We start from the raw sequence: 18,417 nt of genomic DNA on the forward strand, positions 1-18,417 counted from the left end.
GGTCGGGCGCTAGTTTCGACCGTCCGCGTCTGCCGATGCGGACGGTATGTAGGCCTGCCAGAGGGGATCGCTCCCGAAGGTGGCCAGGAACGCCGCATGGGCGGCGATCTCGTCCTCGGTGAGGCGCGGCACCAGCGGCACGGGACGCTGGCGCGCCGGCGCCCGCTGCCCGCCCCTCATCCGCGCGCCGCCGCCGTCCTGGCCGCCGCCGGTGACCAGCGACAGCATCGACTGCCGACCCCCGATCAGCTCCAGATAGACCTCGGCCAGTAGCTCGGAATCGAGCAGCGCCCCGTGCTTCTCGCGCCGCGAGTTGTCGATGGCGTAGCGCGAGCACAGTGCGTCGAGGGTGTTGGAACCGCCCGGATGCTTGCGCCGCGCCAGCGCCAGGCTGTCGACGACCCGGTGGTTGCCGATCGGCGGCCGCTGGAGCAGCGCGAGCTCCCAGTTGATGAAGCCCATGTCGAAGTCGGCGTTGTGGATGACCAGCGTGTCCTCGCCGATGAAGGCGAGGAACTCGTCGACCACGTCGGCGAACAGCGGCTTGTCCTTCAGAAACTCCGTCGACAGCCCGTGGACCCGGTAGGCCTCGTCCGGCACGTCGCGCATGGGGTTGATGTAGACGTGGTAGTGGCTGCCCGACGGGATGTGGTTGATCAGCTCGACCGCGCCGATTTCGACCAGCCGGTCGCCGCTCTTCGGGCTCAGGCCCGTCGTTTCCGTATCAAGAACGATCTCGCGCATGCTGGTCCGTGTCCCGTGTCGCCCGTCCGGTGTCGCACGATGCGCACCGCGCTCACAACGGCGCGCGGCCGGTTGTCCCCGACATGAAGGCGACGGCGTCGAGGATCGCCCGCACGGCGCGCTCCGCCGGCTCCAGCCCGTGACCCGTGTCGATCAGGAAGTGCGCGCGGCGGCGCTTCTCCGAATCGGGCATCTGCTTGGCGAGAATGCCCTCGAAACGGGCCTCCGTCATCCCGTGGCGCTCCATCACCCGCGCCCGCTGCACGTCGGGGTCGGCGGTGACGACGACGACTGCATCGGTGCGGCCCTGGCGGCCGGTCTCGAACAGCAGCGGCACGTCGAGGACCGCGCATCTCGCCAGCGACGCGCGGGCGCGCTCCAGGAAGGCGTTCTCCTCCTCGCGGACCATCGGATGGACGATCGCCTCAAGCGTCTTCATCGCGTCCGCATCCTTCAGCACGCGGTCGCCCAGCCGTCCGCGATCGATGACGCCATCGACGGTGACGCCCGGAAACGCCGCCTCGACCGGCGCCACCGCACGGCCGCGATAGAGCATGTGGACCGCGCGGTCGGCGTCGTAGACCGGCACGCCCTCGGCGGCGAACATCCGCGCCGTGGTCGACTTGCCCATGCCGATGGAGCCGGTGAGGCCGAGCACGATCATGCCGGCGCTCCGATGTTGTCGAGAACGCGGGCGCGGAGATCGTCGGTGACCTCGGGCCGCACGCCGAACCAGCGCTCGAAGCCGGGCACCGCCTGGTGCAGCAGCATGCCGAGACCGTCGACGGTGCGGAGCCCCGCGGCATGCGCGCGCTTCAGGATTCCGGTCTCGATCGGCGTGTAGACGATGTCGGTCACGATCGCGTCGGGCCCAAGGCGGGCGAGGTCGATGGGCAGGTCAGGGTTGCCGGCCATGCCGAGGCTGGTGGTGTTGACGACGATCGCCACGTCGCGCTCCGGCGCCATCGCCGCCGCCCAGTCGCCGACCTCGGCGCCCGGAAACATCGCGGCCAGCTCCTCGGCCCGGCCGAGGGTGCGGTTGGCCACGACGACGCGAAAGCCGCGCTGCAGGAGGCCGTAGATCACGGCGCGGGCCGCCCCGCCGGCGCCAAGCACGAGCGCCGTGCCGGGATCGGCGCTCCAGCCCGGCGCCCGCTGGTCCAGGTTGGCGAGAAAGCCGTAACCGTCGGTGTTGTCGCCGATCAGGCGGTCGCCCTCCCACCACAGGGTGTTGACGGCCCCCATCTCGCGGGCGGCGACGGCGAGTTCGTCGCAAGCCGCGACGGCGCGGACCTTGTGGGGCAGCGTGACGTTGGCGCCGATGAGGCCGCTCGCCCGAAAGTCGGCAAAAAACGCGTCGGCGGTTTCCGGCGGCACGGCGATGCGGTCGTAGCTTCCCGGCAGCTCAAGGCTCTTCAGCCAGTATCCGTGGATCATCGGCGAGCGGGAGTGGGCGACCGGCCAGCCGATCACCGCGGCGCGGGGCAGGGCATCGCTCACGACGTGACGATCCCCGCCGCGCGGAGATAGGAAAGCAGCGGCAACAGCGGCAGACCGAGGATGGTGAAGAAGTCGCCTTCGACCTTCTCGAAGAGCTGAACGCCGACACCCTCGAGATGATAGGCCCCGACGCTCGACAGCGCCCGGTGCCCGGCGACCGAGAGATAGTCGTCGAGGAAACGCTCGGAGAAGTCGCGCATCGTCAGCCGCGCGGTTTCCACGCACTGCCAGTCGAGGGCGCCGTTGCGGACGCAGGCGACCGCGGAGTGCAGCACGTGGCTGCGGCCCTTCAGCCGCAGCAGCTGCGCGCGGGCCTCGTCGAGATCGTTCGGCTTCACGAAGCACTCGCCGTCCAGATCCAGCGTCTGGTCGGCGCCGACGACGACGGCATCGGGAAATTGCCCACTGACGGCCATCGCCTTGACCGACGCCAGATGGGCGGCGATGCGGTCGGGGGTCCGGTCCGCGCCGGTGAGATCGCGCTCCTGGACCCGCTCGTCGATGTCGGCACCGGCGGTGGAGAAGCTGAGACCGGCGGCGGCCATCATCCGCGAGCGCGCGGCGCTTCGCGACGCCAGGACCAGGGCGGTCAGGTCAGACGTCTCCGCCTTCAGTGATGCTTGCAGCATATTTCCGGTCACTCAACAGGGCCAGGATGGCCGCGGCCGTCTCCTCGATCGATCGCCGCGTGACGTCGATGATCGGCCATTCGTTCTCGGCACACAATCGTCGCGTATAGGCGATCTCCTGGGAGACCGCGTGCCTGTCGACATAGTCGCCCCGCCCGGTGCGGATCGCATTGAGGGAGAGCAACCGGTTCTCGCGCAACTGGACGATGCGTTCCGGCGTCGCGACCAGGCCGACGATCAGCGGGCGTTCGGCGGTGAACACCACTGGCGAGACCGGCATGTCGCGGACGATCGGGATGTTCGTCGCCTTGACGCCCCGGTTGGCGAGATAGATCGAGGTGGGCGTCTTCGACGTGCGGCTGACGCCGATGATAATGACGTCCGCTTCCTCGATGTCGTCGGGAAGCGCGCCGTCGTCGTGCACCATCACGAAGTTCAGCGCCTCGATGCGGCGGAAATAGTCGGCGTCGAGAGAATGCTGGGCGCCGATGCGCGAGATGGTCGGCACGTTCAGGTAGGACTGCAGGACGTGGACCAGCGGGTCCAGCACGTCGACGCAGGGAATGCTCATCTCGCGGCAGCGGCGCAGCAGCCGCTCGGAGATGGTCTGGTCGACGAGGGTGAACATGACGATGCCGGGGTTGGCCTCCACCTCCGACAGCACCCGGTTCACCTGGCGATCGGTGCGCACCAGCGGATAGACGTGCTCGATCGCCTCGACGTTCTCGTAGCGCGCGATGGCGGCACGCGAGACCGTCATCAGCGTCTCGCCCGTGGAATCCGACACGAGATGCAGGTGAAAGAAGGTCGGCTTATCCACGGTGTCTTCCTGGGGCTGTGGAGGGATGTGCGCAAAGTCGGCCTTTTGCCCCCCGGCGGCCGCATGGTCGCGGATGGCTCCGGATTCGTCCACCGCTTTGTCCCGCAGGGGACAGCGCCATACACGCGGACGGAACTACGGGGACGGTTTGCGGCTTTCCACGAGGGCCGTCGGGTTATCCCCGGGGACAACGCGCGGCCGCGTACGCCGGTCGCCACGCCGAAGGCGCCGGAGGGCGGGACCGATTGCCGCGTCAAGCAAGTTTTATCCCCAATCGTGGACGACGGGCTTTTCGTGGCCGGTGCGATCCAGTAGGCCAACGGCGGATGGTGAACGAGGCGTTAATTCCCGGTCTCCACCGGACTAATAGAAATAGAAAATCAAGATTCTAGAATCTCTTATTTAATTAGAGGGAGTTCGTGGTGGACCAGGAGACAGACCGGCCGACCACCCGGTTCGTGCGAACCCTCAAGGGGGAACGGCAGGACATCCCGCCAATCTGGATGATGCGGCAGGCGGGGAGATATCTCCCTGAATATCGCGAGATCCGGGCGAGCGCCCCGAGCTTTCTCGATTTCTGCTACGCGCCGGAACTGGCCTGCGAGGCGACGCTGCAGCCGATCCGGCGGTTCGGCTTCGATGCGGCGATCATCTTCTCCGACATCCTCGTCATCCCCGATGCGCTCGGCCAGTCCGTTCGATTCGAAGAAGGGGTCGGCCCGAGGCTCGACCCGATCCCGCTGGAGCGGGTGGGCGATCTCGACCAGTCGCGCCTGGAGAGCCACCTGGCACCCGTCTACGAGGCGATCCGGCTGACCCGCGCCGCCCTTCCCGCCGAAACGGCGCTGATCGGGTTCGCCGGCGCGCCCTGGACGCTGGCGACCTACATGCTGGCCGGCAGGACCACCCCCGACCAGGCGCCGGCACGGCGCGCCTCCTACGGCAACCCGGAGGGCTTCGCCCGGCTGATGGACTGCCTGGTGGACGCGGTCGCCACCCATCTCGTCGCGCAGATCGACGCCGGCTGCGACGCGGTGCAGATCTTCGACAGCTGGGCCGGGGCGCTCGACACGCTGTCGTTCCCGCGCTGGTCGGTCGATCCCAACGCGCGGATCGTCGCCAAGGTGCGTGAGGCGCGGCCGGGCGTGCCGATCATCGCCTTCCCGCGCGCCGCCGGAACCCGGCTCGCCGGTTTCGTCGAGACGGTGCGGCCGGACGCGGTGTCGCTCGACTGGTCGGTGGACTTCGAGGCCGCCCGCCAGGTGCAGCGCGCGGTCTGCATCCAGGGCAATCTCGACCCGATGCGGCTGGTCGCCGGCGGGGCGATGCTGGACGAGGGGGTCGACGCGATCCTGTCGAACCTGAACGGCGGCCCGTTCGTGTTCAACCTCGGCCACGGGATCGTGCCGGAAACGCCGATTGCCCACGTCGAGCGGATGGTGGCGCGGGTGCGCGGAACGGCCGGCTAGGGCCTTTCCGGTCGGACCGGCCTCGGCGATCCCTGGCCCGCGACCGGAATCGGAAGGCGGGCCCGGGGGCGACAACGACGAGCGGATTGCAATGGACAGCTTGTATCTCTGGCTGAAGGCCGCCCACATCTTTTCGGTCATCGCGTGGATGGCCGCGTTTCTCTACTTGCCGCGGCTGATGGTCTACCACGCCGACGCGGCGATCGGCTCCGACAAGTCGGAGACGTTCAAGGTCATGGAGCGGCGGTTGCTGCGCGGCATCATGACGCCGTCGATGATCGCCACGTGGATCTTCGGCATCGCGATCGCCACGATGGGCGGCTTCTGGACCTCCGGATGGCTGCACGGGAAGCTGCTGCTGGTGCTGGGCCTGTCGGCGATGCACGGAATCTGCGCCGGATGGGTGCGCGCGTTCGCCGAAGACCGCAACACGCGCTCGAGCCGCTTCTACAGGTTGGTGAACGAGATCCCGGCGGTTGCGCTGGTCTTCATCGTGCTTCTGGTGGTCCTCAAGCCGTTTTAGTCGCCGATTGCGCCTTGCGGTCTTGAAGGTTGCGTTCGAAGCGACTATTAGTAAGCGTCTCCGAATTAGCAGACCTGCATCCGGGCACTGGCTCGGATGCGTCAGCGGTAGCCGCGCTCAGCATTTACCCGCTCCCCGATCTGCACCCATCCTCCATCTTATGTTCACTCGGTCGCTCCGAGCGATCGCAGTTTAAGGAATGCCCCATGCGGGAGATGAAGCTTCAAGAGCTCAAGTCTAAATCTCCGCCCGATCTCATTGCATTCGCCGAAGAGCTGGAAGTCGAAAACGCCAGCACTTTACGCAAACAAGAATTGATGTTCGCCATCCTGAAGCAGCTGGCGGCGGCCGAAGTCGATATCATCGGCGAAGGTGTCGTCGAAGTGCTGCAGGACGGCTTCGGATTTCTGCGCTCTCCCGATGCCAACTACCTGCCGGGACCGGACGACATCTATGTGTCGCCGTCGCAGATCCGTCGCTTTTCGCTGCGCACCGGCGACACCGTCGAAGGCCAGATCCGCAGCCCGAAAGAGGGCGAGCGCTATTTCGCGCTCCTGAAGGTCAACACCATCAACTTCGCCGAGCCGGAGCAGGCGCGGCACAAGATCCACTTCGACAACCTGACGCCGCTCTATCCGGACGAGCGCTTCAACATGGAGCTCGAGGTTCCGACCTCGAAGGACATGTCGACCCGGGTGATCGATCTGGTGGCGCCGCTCGGCAAGGGCCAGCGCGCGCTGATCGTGGCGCCGCCGCGCACCGGCAAGACCGTGCTGCTGCAGAACATCGCCCACTCGATCACCTCCAACCACCCCGAGTGCTATCTGATCGTGCTTTTGATCGACGAGCGGCCGGAAGAAGTGACGGACATGCAGCGCTCGGTGAAGGGCGAGGTCGTCTCCTCGACCTTCGACGAACCGGCGGTGCGCCACGTCCAGGTGGCGGAAATGGTGATCGAGAAGGCCAAGCGCCTGGTCGAGCACGGCCGCGACGTGGTCATCCTGCTGGATTCCATCACCCGCCTCGGCCGCGCCTACAACACCGTGGTGCCGTCGTCGGGCAAGGTGCTGACCGGTGGTGTCGACGCCAACGCCCTGCAGCGCCCGAAGCGCTTCTTCGGCGCGGCGCGCAACATCGAGGAAGGCGGCTCGCTGACCATCATCGCGACCGCGCTGATCGACACCGGCAGCCGCATGGACGAAGTCATCTTCGAAGAGTTCAAGGGCACGGGTAACTCCGAAATCATCCTCGACCGGAAGATCTCCGACAAGCGCGTCTTCCCGTCGCTGGACGTCACCCGCTCCGGCACCCGCAAGGAAGAGCTGCTGGTTCCGGCCGACAAGCTCAAGAAGACGTTCGTGCTGCGCCGCATCCTCAACCCGATGGGCACCGTCGACGCGATCGAGTTCCTGCTCGACAAGCTGCGCCAGACGAAGAGCAACAGCGACTTCTTCGATTCCATGAACACCTGATCCGCGCGACCTGCCGGTCACGCACGATCTCAGAAGGCCCGCCGGCGATCCGGCGGGCCTTTTTCGTTTCGACCAGGTGCGGTCCGCTCAGCCGGCGGTGCCGAGGAGCTGCCGCAGGCCGTCCGCGTCGGTGACCGGCAGCGAGCACTCGGTGGCGCTGCAGACATAGGCCGTGGGGTTGCCCTCCAGCGCCGGCTTGCCGGCGGCGGGATGGCTGGCAGGCAGGCCGGACGTCGAGGCCAGCACCGTGCGCACGATGCTCGGGTCGGCCTTGTCGCGGGACGCGCGAACGAGCGGCGCCGGATCGCTCCCTTCGGGCGCGACGATGACGACCGCCGTGGGCCGCAGCCGGAAATCGAGCCCGTTGAAGAGGCTCGCGGTGGCGAAGATGTTGGCGATCATCGCGCCGGAATGGGCGGAAATCAGCGCATCGGCGCGGTCGCGATAGGCGCTGTCGCCGGTGCGCAGCCAGAGCTCCACCAGGGCATCCAGCGCCAGCCCGTTGCCGTTGGGCACGGCCTCGTCGGCCGGGCTTCGCGGCCGGATGATCAGCGCCTCGGCGTCGTCGGCGGTCCAGAAGTAGCCGCCGTCCTCGCCATCCCAGTAGTGGGCATCGAGCACCGCGATGAAGCGCCGGGCATCGGCGAGGTAGGCGGGGTCTTGGGTGGCGTCCAGTAGCGCCAGGGCGGCGCGGGCCATCGCCGCGTGGTCGGTGGCGAGGCCGGGAAAGACCAGCTTTCCCGCGCGGTAGGAGTGGCCGAGCCGGTCCCCGCGGGTCATCGTGTCGAGGATCGCGCGGTAGGCGGTCTGCGCGCGGGCGAGCCACTCGGGCCGGTCGAACGCAACCGCGGCGCGGGCGAGTGCGGTGATCGCCAGGCCGTTCCAGTCGGCCAGCACCTTGTCGTCGCGGCCCGGGCGGACGCGGGCCGCACGGGCTTCCAGCAGCCGTTCCCGGTCGCGCGCCAGCCGCGCCTCGGTCTCCGCGTCCTTCAGCCGGTCGTCGGCGAGGCGGTTGAGGATGACGTGGCCTTCCCAGTTGCCCGACGGCGTGACGTCGTAGGCCGCGCCGAAGACCGCCGCCTCCTCCGCGCCGAGGACCGCCTCGATCTCCGCCTGGCTCCAGACGTAGAAGCGCCCCTCCTCGCCCTCGCTGTCGGCGTCCAGGCTGGAGGCGAAGGCGCCCTCCTCGGTGGTCATCTCGCGGTCGAGGAAGCCGATGGTCTCGCTCACCCGGGCGGCGAACAGCGCGTCACCGGTCTCGATCCACGCGCGCACGAGCAGATCGAGCAGCAGGGCGTTGTCGTAGAGCATCTTCTCGAAGTGCGGCGCCAGCCAGCGCTCGTCGACGGAATAGCGGGCGAAGCCGCCGCCCAGATGGTCGTAGATGCCGCCCTGGGAGATCCGGCGCAGCGCCAGGAGGACCGCATCACGGGCCGGCGGGTTGCCGGTCCGGCAATAGGCGCGCCAGAACATGTCGAACAGCATGGCGTTCGGAAACTTCGGGGCGCCCTGGGTGCCGCCGTTCACCGGGTCGATGACGGTGAACAGCTGCTTGACCGCCTCATCCACCATCTCCAGCGACAGCTCCGGACCGGGCCGCGGGCGGGACTCCAGCCGCTGGCGCAGGGAATCGCGGTTGGCGTCGATGGTGCTGCGGTCGCTGCGGAAGGTTTCGGCGACCGCTTCCAGCACCTGGACGAAGCCCGGGCGGCCGTATTTCGGCTCCTTCGGGAAATAGGTGCCGCCCCAGATGGGCTCGCCGTCGGAGGTCAGGAACATGGTCAGCGGCCAGCCGCCCTGCTCTCCGATGGCGTGCAGCGCCGACATGTAGATCTGGTCGATGTCGGGCCGTTCTTCGCGATCGACCTTGATGTTGATGAAGTTGCGGTTCATCACGCTGGCGACGTCGGCGTCCTCGAAGCTCTCGTGGGCCATCACGTGGCACCAGTGGCACGCGGCATAGCCGACGGAGAGCAGGATCGGCTTTCCGCTCGCCCGCGCCTCGTCGAGGGCGGCGGCGGACCACGGGCGCCAGTGGACCGGATTGTCGGCGTGTTGCAGGAGGTAGGGGCTCGTCTCGTGTCGAAGCTGGTTGTCGCTCATCCTCGCCTCGTGCGGTTCGGATCCGGGAACGGATCGGTCGAGTTTGACCCCTCCCTAACGCATTTCGGCCCGAGACCGAAACGATCGGCCCCGGGGGCACGCACACAACCTATTGACGCCAGTGCCGTTTCCGGGCGGCGCGACCTCCAGACCCGCCCGCGAACGGAACGCGAGGTCCCCGATGCGCGATGAGATGACCGGCCCGGCCGACACCATCGTCGCGCTCTCCTCCGGCGCGCTGCCGGCCGGGATCGCCGTCGTGCGGGCCAGCGGGCCGGCGGCGCTGACGCTGGCGGCGGCGGTCGCCGGCTCCTGCACCCCGGACCGGCGGGTGCGGCTCGCGACGTTTCGCGATCCCATCACCGGCGAGGCGATCGACCGGGGGCTGCTGCTGGTGTTTGCAGGCCCGGACACCGTCACCGGCGAGGACCTGGTCGAGTTTCACTGCCACGGCGGGCCCGCGGTGGTGCGGGCGCTGATCCGCGCGCTGGTGGACGCCGAGGGCGTGCGGCTCGCCGAGGCGGGCGAGTTCACCCGACGCGGCTTCCTGAGCGGGAAGCTCGATCTCTCAGCCATCGAGGGGCTTGCCGACCTGCTTGCGGCGGAGACGGAAAGTCAAAGAAAACAGGCACTTAAGCACTCGATCGGGTTTATTTCCGGCGAGGTCGAGGCGTGGCGGTCGCGCCTGCTGCGCGCGCTGGCGATGCTGGAGAGCAGCCTCGACTTCGCCGACGAGGACGACGTGCCGGACGATGCCGATGTGGCGGCACTCGCCGATGTGCGGGCGATGGCCGACGAAATCGCCGCCGAGCTTGGCCGGGGCGACCGCGGAGAACGGCTGCGCCGCGGGCTGGAGGTGGCGATCGTCGGGCCGCCCAACGCGGGCAAGTCGAGCCTGCTGAACGCTCTCGCCCGCCGCGACGTCGCCATCGTGACGTCGGTGCCGGGCACGACCCGGGACGTGCTGGAGGTCGACCTGGATCTGGGCGGGTATCCCGTGCGGCTGCTCGACACCGCCGGACTGCGCGAGACCGAGGACCCTGTGGAGGCGGAGGGCATCCGCCGCGCCCACGACCGGGCCGCGTCGGCCGACGTGCTCCTGCTGCTGGTGCCGCCGGGGGAGACGCGTGTTTCACGTGAAACATTCGCCAGCCATCGGAGCGTGCTGCGGGTGGCGACGAAGGCCGACCTCGCCGACGGCGCCGCGCGGACCGACGCCGACGTCGCCGCATCGGTGGTGACCCCGGGCGGGCTCGCCGAGCTGATCGCCCGGCTGGAGACGCTGGCGCGCGACACGCTCGCCGGCGGCGAGGACATGCTGGTCACCCGGGAGCGGCACCGGACCGCCCTCACCGACGCGGAATCCGAACTCCGCTGGTCGCTGGCGCCCGACATGCCCACCGAGGCGCGCGCCGAGCATCTGCGCCGGGCCGCCGTCGCGTTCGGACGGCTGACCGGCCGGATCGACGCGGACGAGGTGCTCGGGGCGATCTTCTCGACCTTCTGCATCGGCAAGTAGGCGGGCACGGCGGGACGGCACGCCGGCCGCGCCTTTGACCCGGGCCGGCGGGTGGGCTAAATCACCCCACTCAACACGTACAGGGATCCACCGCCGTGGCGGACAGCTTCGACGTCATTGTGATCGGGGGCGGACACGCCGGCTGCGAAGCGGCGGCCGCCGCCGCGCGCGCCGGCGCGCGCACCGCGCTCCTCACCCTGTCGGCCGGGACCATCGGCGTGATGTCGTGCAACCCGGCCATCGGCGGGCTCGGCAAGGGCCATCTGGTCCGCGAGATCGACGCGCTGGACGGTCTGATGGGGCGGGCCGCCGATGCGGCCGGGATCCAGTTCCGGGTGCTGAACAAGCGCAAGGGCCCGGCGGTCCAGGGGCCGCGGGCGCAGGCGGACCGCGCGCTCTACAAGGCGGCAATCGCCGATCTGCTCGCCGGCCAGGCGGGGCTGGAGATCGTCGAGGGCGAAGCCCACGACCTCGTTATCGACGGCGGCGCGGTGAGCGGCGTGACGCTGGCCGACGGGCGGACGCTCCGCGCCGGCGCCGTGGTGCTCACCACCGGCACCTTCCTGAACGGGCTGATCCACATCGGCGACCGGCGGTTTCCGGCGGGGCGAATGGGCGAGGCGCCGTCGACCGGCCTTTCGAAGACGCTCGGCGCCCAGGGCTTCCGGCTGGGGCGCCTGAAGACTGGCACGCCGCCGCGCCTCGACGGCCGCACCATCGACTGGGGCATGCTGGCGGAGCAGCCGGGCGACGATCCGCCGGTGCCCTTCTCGGCGCTGACCTCCCGGATCACCACGCCGCAGGTGCCCTGCCACATCACCCGCACGACGCCGGCGACCCACGCGGTCATCCGCGACAATCTCGGCCGCTCGGCCATGTATTCCGGCAACATCGAGAGCGTCGGGCCGCGCTACTGCCCGTCGATCGAGGACAAGATCGTGCGCTTCGGCGAGCGCGACGGGCACCAGATCTTCCTGGAGCCGGAAGGACTTGACGATCCCACCGTCTACCCGAACGGCATTTCGACCTCGCTGCCCGAAGACGTGCAGCACGCCTTCCTCGCGACGATCCCGGGGCTGGAGCGGGTCACCGTGCTGCGGCCGGGCTACGCCATCGAATACGATCACGTCGACCCGACCGAGCTGCGGCCGACGCTGGAGACCAAGCGGTTGGCCGGCCTGTTCCTGGCGGGCCAGATCAACGGCACGACGGGCTACGAGGAGGCGGGCGCCCAGGGGCTGGTGGCCGGCCTCAACGCGGCGCGGCGCGCCGGCGGCGCCGAGGGCGTCGTGTTTGGCCGTGAGGACGCCTATCTGGGCGTTATGATCGACGACCTGGTGACGCGCGGCGTCAGCGAGCCCTATCGGATGTTCACCTCGCGGGCGGAATACCGGCTGAGCCTGCGCGCCGACAACGCCGACCTGCGCCTCACCGACCGCGGCATCGCGCTCGGGATCGTCGGCGGCGCGCGGGCCGAGGTGTTCGGCGGCCGGCGCGATGCGCTGGCGGCGGGCCGGGCGCTGCTCGACGGGCTCACCCTCACCTCGTCGGCCGCCGCCGCCGCGGGCTTCCGGGTCAACCAGGACGGACGGCGGCGCTCGGCGTTCGAGCTCCTGCGCTTCCCGGACGTGACCATCGAGGCGCTGGCGGCGATCTGGCCGACCATCGCCGAAATCCCGGCGCCCGTGCTGGCCTCGCTGGTGATCGACGCCACCTACGCGGCCTATCTGGACAGGCAGAGCGCCGACATTTCGGCGCTGCGGGACAGCCAGACGCGGCGCCTGCCGGAAGATCTAGACTTCACCGCCATTCCGGGCCTCTCCGGCGAACTGCGCGAGAAGCTGCGGCGGGTGAAGCCGGAGACGCTGGGCCAGGCCGGGCGGATCGACGGGATGACGCCGGCTGGGCTGACGCTGCTCGCCGCCTACAGCCGGCGCCACGACGGCCGGCGCAGCGCCGCATGACCGCGATCGGCGACGGACCGGAGCTCGTCCGGGCGGCCCTGCCCGATGTTTCACGTGAAACACTGGAGCGGCTGGATGGCCTGGTGGCGCTGCTGCGCCGCTGGCAGCGGATCAAGAACCTGGTGGCGCCCTCGACGCTCGAGCACGTCTGGCAGCGCCACATCCTCGACAGCCTGCAGCTCACCGCGCTTGCCCCCAATGCGCGGCGCTGGATCGATCTCGGCAGCGGCGCCGGGTTCCCGGGGCTGGTGGTCGCGGCGGCGCTCGCCGGCAGTCCGGGGGCCGCGGTCCATCTTGTCGAGGCCAACGGGCGCAAGGCGGCGTTCCTGAGGACGGCCGCGCTGGAGCTGAAGCTGCCGGCCACCGTGCACGCGGCGCGGATCGAGGATGCCGGCCGAAGCATCGCCGACGCGTTCGACGTCGTCACCGCCCGCGCGCTCGCCCCGTTGCCGCGCCTGCTGCCGCTGATTTCGCCGTTCGTCGCGCGCGGCGCGGTGGCGCTTCTCCACAAAGGCGGCGATTTCGCTGCGGAAGTAGGCGAAGCGCGTACCGAATTCGACTTCGATCTGGTAGAACATCCGAGCGTGTCAGATCCCGCGGGGCGGATCCTGGAGGTCCGGGGGATCGCGCCCCTGTCCGCTGAACGGAATGGCTCATGAGTTCATTGCCGAAATCGCCGCGCGTTCTCTCCGTCGCCAACCAGAAGGGCGGCGTGGGCAAGACGACGACGGCCATCAACCTCGGAACCGCGCTGGCGGCGATCGGCGAGGAGGTCCTGATCATCGATCTCGACCCCCAGGGAAACGCCTCCACCGGGCTCGGCATCGACCGCAAGGCGCGCGCGCGATCGATCTACGACGTGCTGGTCGGGGAGGCGCAACTGCCTGACGTCATTACGAAAACGGCGGTGCCGCGGCTGTCGATCGCGCCGTCGACCCAGGATCTTCTGGGCCTCGACCTGGAGATCGGAACCGAAGCCGACCGCGCCCAGCGGCTGCGCAACGCGATCTTTTCGCTGGCCGAGGCGGTCGACGCCGGCGACGAGCGCGCCGGGCCGTTCACCTACGTGCTTGCCGACTGCCCGCCGTCGCTGACGGTGCTGACCATCAACGCGCTCGCCGCCTCGCACGCCGTCGTCGTGCCGCTGCAGTGCGAGTTCTTCGCGCTGGAGGGCCTGAGCCAGCTGATCCGCACCGTCGATCAGGTGAAGGCCGGGCTCAACCGCGAGCTCTCCATCCACGGGATCGTGCTGACCATGTACGACGCCCGCAACAACCTCGCCAACCAGGTCGTCCAGGACGTGCGCGACACCATGGGCGACGTCGTCTACGAGACGGTGATCCCGCGCAACGTGCGCCTGTCCGAGGCGCCGTCCCACGGCAAGCCGGCGCTGCTCTACGATCTCAAGTGCGCGGGAAGCCAGGCCTATCTGCGGCTCGCCTCGGAGGTGGTCCAGCGCGAGAAGCAGATGCGGGCGCGGGCAGCGGCCCATGCGTAAGGTCCTGTCGCACAAGGCAAAGGGGGGCGTTGGCCATGGCTGAGGATCCCCAGAAGAAGCGCCTCGGGCGGGGGCTTGCCGCGCTGCTCGGCGACGTCGAGCCCGAGCGGGTCAGCGAGGAGGACACGCGCGGGCTGCGCCGGGTGCCGATCGACCTGATCGCCCGCAATCCGCGCAATCCGCGGAAAAGCTTCGACGAGACCGACCTTGCCGATCTCGCCGCCTCCATCAAGGACCGCGGCGTGGTGCAGCCGATCCTGGTGCGGCGCCAGCCCGGCTCTTCCAAGGGCTACGAGATCATCGCCGGCGAGCGGCGCTGGCGCGCGGCCCAGAAGGCCGGGCTGCACGAGATCCCGGTGGTGGTGCGCGATGCCGACGATCGCGAGGCGCTCGAGCTGGCGATCATCGAGAACGTCCAGCGCTCGGACCTCAACGCCATCGAGGAGGCCGAGGGCTACGAGCGCCTGATGGGCGACTTCTCCTACAACCAGGCACAGCTCGGCTCGGTCATCGGCAAGAGCCGCAGCCACGTCGCCAACACGCTGCGTCTGCTGAAGCTGTCGCCGAAGATCCGCGGCTTCGTGGTCGAAGGCACGCTGTCGGCCGGCCACGCCCGCGCGCTGCTGACGGCGGAAGACCCCGAGGGGCTCGCCGAGCGGATCGTGCGGCAGGGGCTGTCGGTGCGCGACGCCGAGCGGCTGGCGGCGGAGAAGATCCAGGCCGCCAGCACCGTGGAGGCGCGCCCCGTCCGCAAGGACGCCGACACCCGCGCGCTGGAACGTCGGCTGTCCGTCGCCCTCGGCCTCACCGTCACGCTGGCGCACCGCCAGTCCGGCGCCGGCGAGCTGAAGGTCCGGTACCGCACGCTGGAGCAACTCGACGAGGTCGTGCGGCGGCTGGAAAACGACGACGCCTGACGGGCGGCGGGGGCCTGCGACCTTTAGCTTGAGGGCCCGGAAAGCGGTCGAAAGCCGGCAAAGTAAGCCGTCTAATGACCGCCCGCGATCACCGTATTTCCCAGCTTTTCCGCAGGTCCTCGCCGCTCGCGAGCGCATAGCCCGCGCCCCGCACCAGCCCTGCCGTGACGGCCACCAGGGCGGCGTTGTCCGGGGCGATCGCGCCGTCGGGCAGCGCCTCGTTGTTCTCGAAGCCGACGCGGACGTGCCCGCCGAGATACGCGCCGGTGGCGACGCACGCCGCCTCGCGCGGCCCGAACGCGCAGACGCTCCAGTGGCCGAAGCGGGGCTGCCCGGGTGCCAGGAACGGCAGCAGGTCCGCAGGCTCCGAGCGCTGCCCCTCGGTGTAGCGGCCGAGCACGTAGAGCACCGGGATGTCGTCGAAGGGCACGACGCCGCGTCGGATCAGCTCGGCGAGGCGGACCGCCTCCTCCGGTGCGTAGAGGATGATCTGCGGGGCGATCGCCTCCCGCCTCATGAAATCGAGGAGCCCGCCGAACGCGGCCTCGTGCGCCGCGTCGGGCGCGAGTTCGCGCAGCGCCAGCGACGCCGCCTCGGGCCGCACGTCGCGCACCACGGCGATCTGGGCCTCCGGCGCATAGCGTCCGAGGGCCTCGGTGGTGATCTGCACGACGATCGCCTCGCCGACGGCTTCGCGGATCGCCACGGTCGCGTCGCGGTAGGCGCCGGCGTCCAGGAGATGGCCGCCGTCGCGGTCGCGCACGTGGACGTGGATCATTGCCGCGCCCGCCTCGACCGCCGCCCGCGCGGTCGCTCCGAGCTCCGCCGGCGAGATCGGGATCGCCGGGTGGTCGGATTTCGTCTTGCGCCCGCCGTTCGGCGCCACCGCGATCGCCACCGGCCGGCCGGCCGCGTTTCCTGATCCCATTTGTCGTCCCGCCCTTAAAAAAAATTCCGCGACCGATGTCACACGCGCCGGTGCCGCCTCGTCCTGTTGGCATCGACCATCCCCTTTGACCATCGGAGAGACATCATGAAAAGCCGTCTCGACTTCGTCGCCGCAGCGCCCGAAGCTGTCGACGCCATGCGGCGCATGGAAATGTTCGTGCAGGGGTGCGGACTGGAAAAGAGCCTGATCGAGCTGGTGAAGACACGCGCCTCGCAGATCAACGGATGCGCCTTCTGCCTGCACATGCACACCCGCGACGCCCGGGAGGCGGGCGAAACGGAGGAGCGGCTCTACCTGCTCTCCGCCTGGCGGGAATCGCCGCTCTACACGGCGCGGGAGCGCGCGGCGCTCGCCTGGACCGAGGCGCTGACGCTGGTCGCCGAGAGCGGCGCCTCCGACGCGGACTACGAGCGGATCGCGGCGGAGTTTTCCGAGAAGGAACGGGTGAACCTCTCCCTCCTGATCGGGGCGATCAACGTGTGGAACCGGCTGGCCGTCGGCTTCCGGTCGGTGCATCCGGTCGACCAGCCGCGGCTGGCGCGGGCGGGCTGAGGACCTGAGATGGCGATGGACGACGAGCTGGCGAGCGTCTTCGAGGCCAACCGCAAACGGCTGTCGGCCATCGCCTATCGCATGCTCGGCTCGGCCGCCGAGGCGGCCGATGTCGTGCAGGACGCGTTCCTGCGCTGGCACGGGACCGACCGCGGCCAGGTCGCCGATCCGGGCGCCTACCTTGCCCGCATCGTCACCCGCCTATGCCTGGACCGGCTCAAGGAGGCCCGGCACCGGCGGGAAACCTATGTCGGCACCTGGCTGCCGGAGCCGCTGGTCACCGAGGCGGGACTGACGGTCGCGCCGGCGGACGGCGTGGCGGACGACGTCTCGTTCGCCCTCCTCCTCGCGCTGGACCGGCTGTCGCCGCTGGAGCGGGCGGCCTTTCTCCTGCACGACGTCTTCGATGTCGGCTTCGACGAGGTGGCGTCGATCCTGGACCAGTCGCCCGCATCGTGCCGGCAGCTTGCGAGCCGCGCCCGCCGCCACGTCCGGCAGGAGCGGCCGCGCTACGCACCCGATCCGGCCGAGCGGCAGAGCATCGCCGATGCCTTCTTCGACGCCGTCCGGTCGGGAGACAGCGGCGCGCTCGGCCGTCTTCTGGCGGAAACCGCAACGCTGCATTCGGACGGCGGCGGGCAGAAGGCCGCCGCGCTCAACGTGCTGTCCGGCGCCGTCCGGATCGCGCGCTTCCTGGTGGGCGTGAACCGGAAATGGGGGCAGGAGCCGCCGCTCCACGTGCGCCGGCTCGAACTCAACGGTCTGCCGGGGCAGCTGAGCGTCGAGCACGACGGCACGGTGCAGACCGTGGCGCTGGGGATCGACGGGGGGCGGATCGCGGAGATCTACATCGTCCGCAACCCTCAGAAGCTCGCCCACCTGGCGCCCCTGCTGCCCGCGCGTCTGGCGCCGGGTGGCACGTGAGGGGTCTCAGGCGGGGGCGAGCCCGGCGATCGCGGCGAGCCGGTCGCCGTCGCGCACCACCAGCGTGCGTCCCTTCCAGCTGAGGCAGTCCATGCCCGAAAGCCGCCTGAGCGTCTTGTTGGTGTGGACCAGCGACAGGCCGAGCGTGTCGGCGAGATGCTGCTGGGTCAGCGGAAACTCGACCCGGCCGTCCCGTTCCAGCCCGAGCGACTTCAGCCGCTGGACGAGCGTCCAGATGATGTAGGCCACCCGTTCCAGCGCCGACCGGCGGCCGAGCGTCAGCAGGTGCTCGTCGAGGGCACGCTCCTGCAGGCTGGCGAGGTGCGCCACCGCCTCGACGGGGTCGCGGCCGGCCTGCGCGAAGCTGTCGGCAAACAGGCTCGCGAGGGAATAGTTGGCGTAGCGCACCGGCGTCAGGGTCTCCACCCCGTGATCGACCCACGACAGCGTCGCCGCCTGGAATCCCGCCAGATCGCCCGGAAGCAGGTAGGTCAGGATCTGCCTGCGCCCGTCGGGCAGCGTCTTGTAGCGAAAGGCCCAGCCCTCGCGCAGGATGAAAAGACCGACGGCGGCAGCACCTTCGCGAAAGAGCGTCGCGCCCGCGCGCGCCACGCGTTCGAAGCCGGAACCCGGCATCTCGGTCGGACGGTCCGACTCCATGGGGCATTCTTGAATGGTCATCTCGGTGCCGGTGACAGATCACCGTCTCTCTTCTTCAGCTCTCTTATCTCGACGAAGACAACATCTGAAGCCGAGCCCGGGTTCCACTGTGTCGAGTTCATGGTCGGAATGCGGATAGATCAAGAACGACTGGCTCGACCGGATGACGCCGGG

General features: G+C 69.5%; 18 protein-coding genes. 10 read left to right on the top strand and 8 right to left on the bottom strand.

Annotation, left to right across the window (positions count from 1 at the left end; all coding sequences use genetic code 11):
* Positions 1-9 precede the first annotated feature (9 nt).
* The 5 genes from dnaQ to AB7M35_RS13515 are packed head-to-tail and all read right to left on the bottom strand — an operon-like array spanning position 10 to position 3,693.
* A complete protein-coding gene (gene dnaQ, locus AB7M35_RS13495) occupies positions 10-744 on the bottom strand; it encodes a DNA polymerase III subunit epsilon (RefSeq protein ID WP_453960459.1) in 735 nt (244 codons plus the stop codon).
* A gap of 52 nt (positions 745-796) precedes the next feature.
* Positions 797-1,408 carry a dephospho-CoA kinase gene (gene coaE / locus AB7M35_RS13500; protein WP_453960461.1) on the bottom strand — a complete coding sequence of 204 codons (612 nt, stop codon included), beginning with the start codon at positions 1,406-1,408 and terminating at the stop codon, positions 797-799.
* Entirely contained in the window at positions 1,405-2,244 is an 840-nt protein-coding gene (locus AB7M35_RS13505) for a shikimate dehydrogenase (protein ID WP_453960462.1), read from the bottom strand. The genes coaE and AB7M35_RS13505 overlap by 4 nt, the downstream gene beginning before the upstream one ends.
* On the bottom strand, positions 2,241-2,873 hold the full coding sequence (locus tag AB7M35_RS13510; protein ID WP_453960464.1) for a Maf family protein: 633 nt from the start codon (positions 2,871-2,873) through the stop codon (positions 2,241-2,243). Before AB7M35_RS13510 ends, AB7M35_RS13505 begins: the two co-directional genes overlap by 4 nt.
* Positions 2,839-3,693, bottom strand: a complete 855-nt coding sequence (locus AB7M35_RS13515) for a pyruvate, water dikinase regulatory protein (RefSeq protein WP_453960466.1) — start codon at positions 3,691-3,693, stop codon at positions 2,839-2,841. Before AB7M35_RS13515 ends, AB7M35_RS13510 begins: the two co-directional genes overlap by 35 nt.
* 422 nt (positions 3,694-4,115) lie before the next feature.
* Here AB7M35_RS13515 and hemE point away from each other — a divergent pair, with 422 nt between their 5' ends.
* The 3 genes from hemE (at position 4,116) to rho (ending at position 7,157) form a co-directional block, all read left to right on the top strand.
* Positions 4,116-5,162 carry a uroporphyrinogen decarboxylase gene (gene hemE / locus AB7M35_RS13520; protein ID WP_453960468.1) on the top strand — a complete coding sequence of 349 codons (1,047 nt, stop codon included), beginning with the start codon at positions 4,116-4,118 and terminating at the stop codon, positions 5,160-5,162.
* Positions 5,163-5,253: 91 nt separating this feature from the next.
* Positions 5,254-5,685, top strand: coding sequence for a protoporphyrinogen oxidase HemJ (hemJ, locus tag AB7M35_RS13525; RefSeq protein WP_453960471.1), 432 nt, complete (start codon positions 5,254-5,256; stop codon positions 5,683-5,685).
* Positions 5,686-5,891: 206 nt separating this feature from the next.
* Complete coding sequence (rho, locus tag AB7M35_RS13530) at positions 5,892-7,157, top strand: transcription termination factor Rho (protein WP_453960472.1); 1,266 nt, start codon at positions 5,892-5,894, stop codon at positions 7,155-7,157.
* Positions 7,158-7,244: 87 nt separating this feature from the next.
* Here the strand turns inward: rho and AB7M35_RS13535 are convergent, their stop codons facing one another.
* Positions 7,245-9,260: a thioredoxin domain-containing protein gene (locus tag AB7M35_RS13535; protein ID WP_453960474.1), complete on the bottom strand. Its 2,016-nt coding sequence runs from the start codon at positions 9,258-9,260 to the stop codon at positions 7,245-7,247.
* 181 nt (positions 9,261-9,441) lie between these two features.
* On the opposite strand from AB7M35_RS13535, the gene mnmE reads away from it, so the two are divergent.
* The 5 genes from mnmE to AB7M35_RS13560 all read left to right on the top strand — a co-directional run bounded on the left by mnmE (position 9,442) and on the right by AB7M35_RS13560 (position 15,158).
* Entirely contained in the window at positions 9,442-10,779 is a 1,338-nt protein-coding gene (mnmE, locus tag AB7M35_RS13540; protein ID WP_453960475.1) for a tRNA uridine-5-carboxymethylaminomethyl(34) synthesis GTPase MnmE, read from the top strand.
* A gap of 95 nt (positions 10,780-10,874) precedes the next feature.
* Positions 10,875-12,743 carry a tRNA uridine-5-carboxymethylaminomethyl(34) synthesis enzyme MnmG gene (mnmG, locus tag AB7M35_RS13545; protein ID WP_453960476.1) on the top strand — a complete coding sequence of 623 codons (1,869 nt, stop codon included), beginning with the start codon at positions 10,875-10,877 and terminating at the stop codon, positions 12,741-12,743.
* Positions 12,740-13,402 (top strand): 16S rRNA (guanine(527)-N(7))-methyltransferase RsmG, encoded by a 663-nt coding sequence (gene rsmG, locus AB7M35_RS13550; protein WP_453960477.1) that lies wholly within the window; start codon positions 12,740-12,742, stop codon positions 13,400-13,402. The genes mnmG and rsmG overlap by 4 nt, the downstream gene beginning before the upstream one ends.
* The gene (locus AB7M35_RS13555; RefSeq protein WP_453960479.1) at positions 13,399-14,241 is read left to right on the top strand and encodes a ParA family protein; all 843 of its coding nucleotides are present in this window, start codon (positions 13,399-13,401) and stop codon (positions 14,239-14,241) included. The genes rsmG and AB7M35_RS13555 overlap by 4 nt, the downstream gene beginning before the upstream one ends.
* A 35-nt stretch (positions 14,242-14,276) precedes the next feature.
* Positions 14,277-15,158, top strand: a complete 882-nt coding sequence (locus AB7M35_RS13560) for a ParB/RepB/Spo0J family partition protein (protein ID WP_453960480.1) — start codon at positions 14,277-14,279, stop codon at positions 15,156-15,158.
* An 88-nt stretch (positions 15,159-15,246) separates the two neighbouring features.
* On the opposite strand, the gene AB7M35_RS13565 is transcribed toward AB7M35_RS13560, so the two are convergent.
* Positions 15,247-16,086 carry a 3-keto-5-aminohexanoate cleavage protein gene (locus AB7M35_RS13565; RefSeq protein WP_453960481.1) on the bottom strand — a complete coding sequence of 280 codons (840 nt, stop codon included), beginning with the start codon at positions 16,084-16,086 and terminating at the stop codon, positions 15,247-15,249.
* Between the two features lie 105 nt (positions 16,087-16,191).
* Here AB7M35_RS13565 and AB7M35_RS13570 point away from each other — a divergent pair, with 105 nt between their 5' ends.
* Together AB7M35_RS13570 and AB7M35_RS13575 are read left to right on the top strand one after the other, a co-directional pair.
* Entirely contained in the window at positions 16,192-16,659 is a 468-nt protein-coding gene (locus AB7M35_RS13570) for a carboxymuconolactone decarboxylase family protein (RefSeq protein ID WP_453960482.1), read from the top strand.
* 9 nt (positions 16,660-16,668) lie between these two features.
* A complete protein-coding gene (locus AB7M35_RS13575; protein WP_453960484.1) occupies positions 16,669-17,583 on the top strand; it encodes a sigma-70 family RNA polymerase sigma factor in 915 nt (304 codons plus the stop codon).
* 6 nt (positions 17,584-17,589) lie between these two features.
* Here the strand turns inward: AB7M35_RS13575 and AB7M35_RS13580 are convergent, their stop codons facing one another.
* On the bottom strand, positions 17,590-18,243 hold the full coding sequence (locus AB7M35_RS13580; RefSeq protein WP_453960486.1) for a Crp/Fnr family transcriptional regulator: 654 nt from the start codon (positions 18,241-18,243) through the stop codon (positions 17,590-17,592).
* Positions 18,244-18,417: the final 174 nt, after the last annotated feature.

Source organism: Amorphus suaedae (genome assembly GCF_053629675.1).

Excerpts from the sequence above, each read along its gene's own strand:
- dnaQ (WP_453960459.1), bottom strand. The coding sequence starts at position 744 with ATGCGCGAGATCGTTCTTGATACGGAAACGACGGGCCTGAGCCCGAAG.
- coaE (WP_453960461.1), bottom strand. The coding sequence starts at position 1,408 with ATGATCGTGCTCGGCCTCACCGGCTCCATCGGCATGGGCAAGTCGACC.
- AB7M35_RS13510 (WP_453960464.1), bottom strand. The coding sequence starts at position 2,873 with ATGCTGCAAGCATCACTGAAGGCGGAGACGTCTGACCTGACCGCCCTG.
- hemJ (WP_453960471.1), top strand. The coding sequence starts at position 5,254 with ATGGACAGCTTGTATCTCTGGCTGAAGGCCGCCCACATCTTTTCGGTC.
- rho (WP_453960472.1), top strand. The coding sequence starts at position 5,892 with ATGCGGGAGATGAAGCTTCAAGAGCTCAAGTCTAAATCTCCGCCCGAT.
- AB7M35_RS13535 (WP_453960474.1), bottom strand. The coding sequence starts at position 9,260 with ATGAGCGACAACCAGCTTCGACACGAGACGAGCCCCTACCTCCTGCAA.
- mnmE (WP_453960475.1), top strand. The coding sequence starts at position 9,442 with ATGCGCGATGAGATGACCGGCCCGGCCGACACCATCGTCGCGCTCTCC.
- rsmG (WP_453960477.1), top strand. The coding sequence starts at position 12,740 with ATGACCGCGATCGGCGACGGACCGGAGCTCGTCCGGGCGGCCCTGCCC.
- AB7M35_RS13555 (WP_453960479.1), top strand. The coding sequence starts at position 13,399 with ATGAGTTCATTGCCGAAATCGCCGCGCGTTCTCTCCGTCGCCAACCAG.
- AB7M35_RS13560 (WP_453960480.1), top strand. The coding sequence starts at position 14,277 with ATGGCTGAGGATCCCCAGAAGAAGCGCCTCGGGCGGGGGCTTGCCGCG.
- AB7M35_RS13565 (WP_453960481.1), bottom strand. The coding sequence starts at position 16,086 with ATGGGATCAGGAAACGCGGCCGGCCGGCCGGTGGCGATCGCGGTGGCG.
- AB7M35_RS13570 (WP_453960482.1), top strand. The coding sequence starts at position 16,192 with ATGAAAAGCCGTCTCGACTTCGTCGCCGCAGCGCCCGAAGCTGTCGAC.
- AB7M35_RS13575 (WP_453960484.1), top strand. The coding sequence starts at position 16,669 with ATGGCGATGGACGACGAGCTGGCGAGCGTCTTCGAGGCCAACCGCAAA.
- AB7M35_RS13580 (WP_453960486.1), bottom strand. The coding sequence starts at position 18,243 with ATGGAGTCGGACCGTCCGACCGAGATGCCGGGTTCCGGCTTCGAACGC.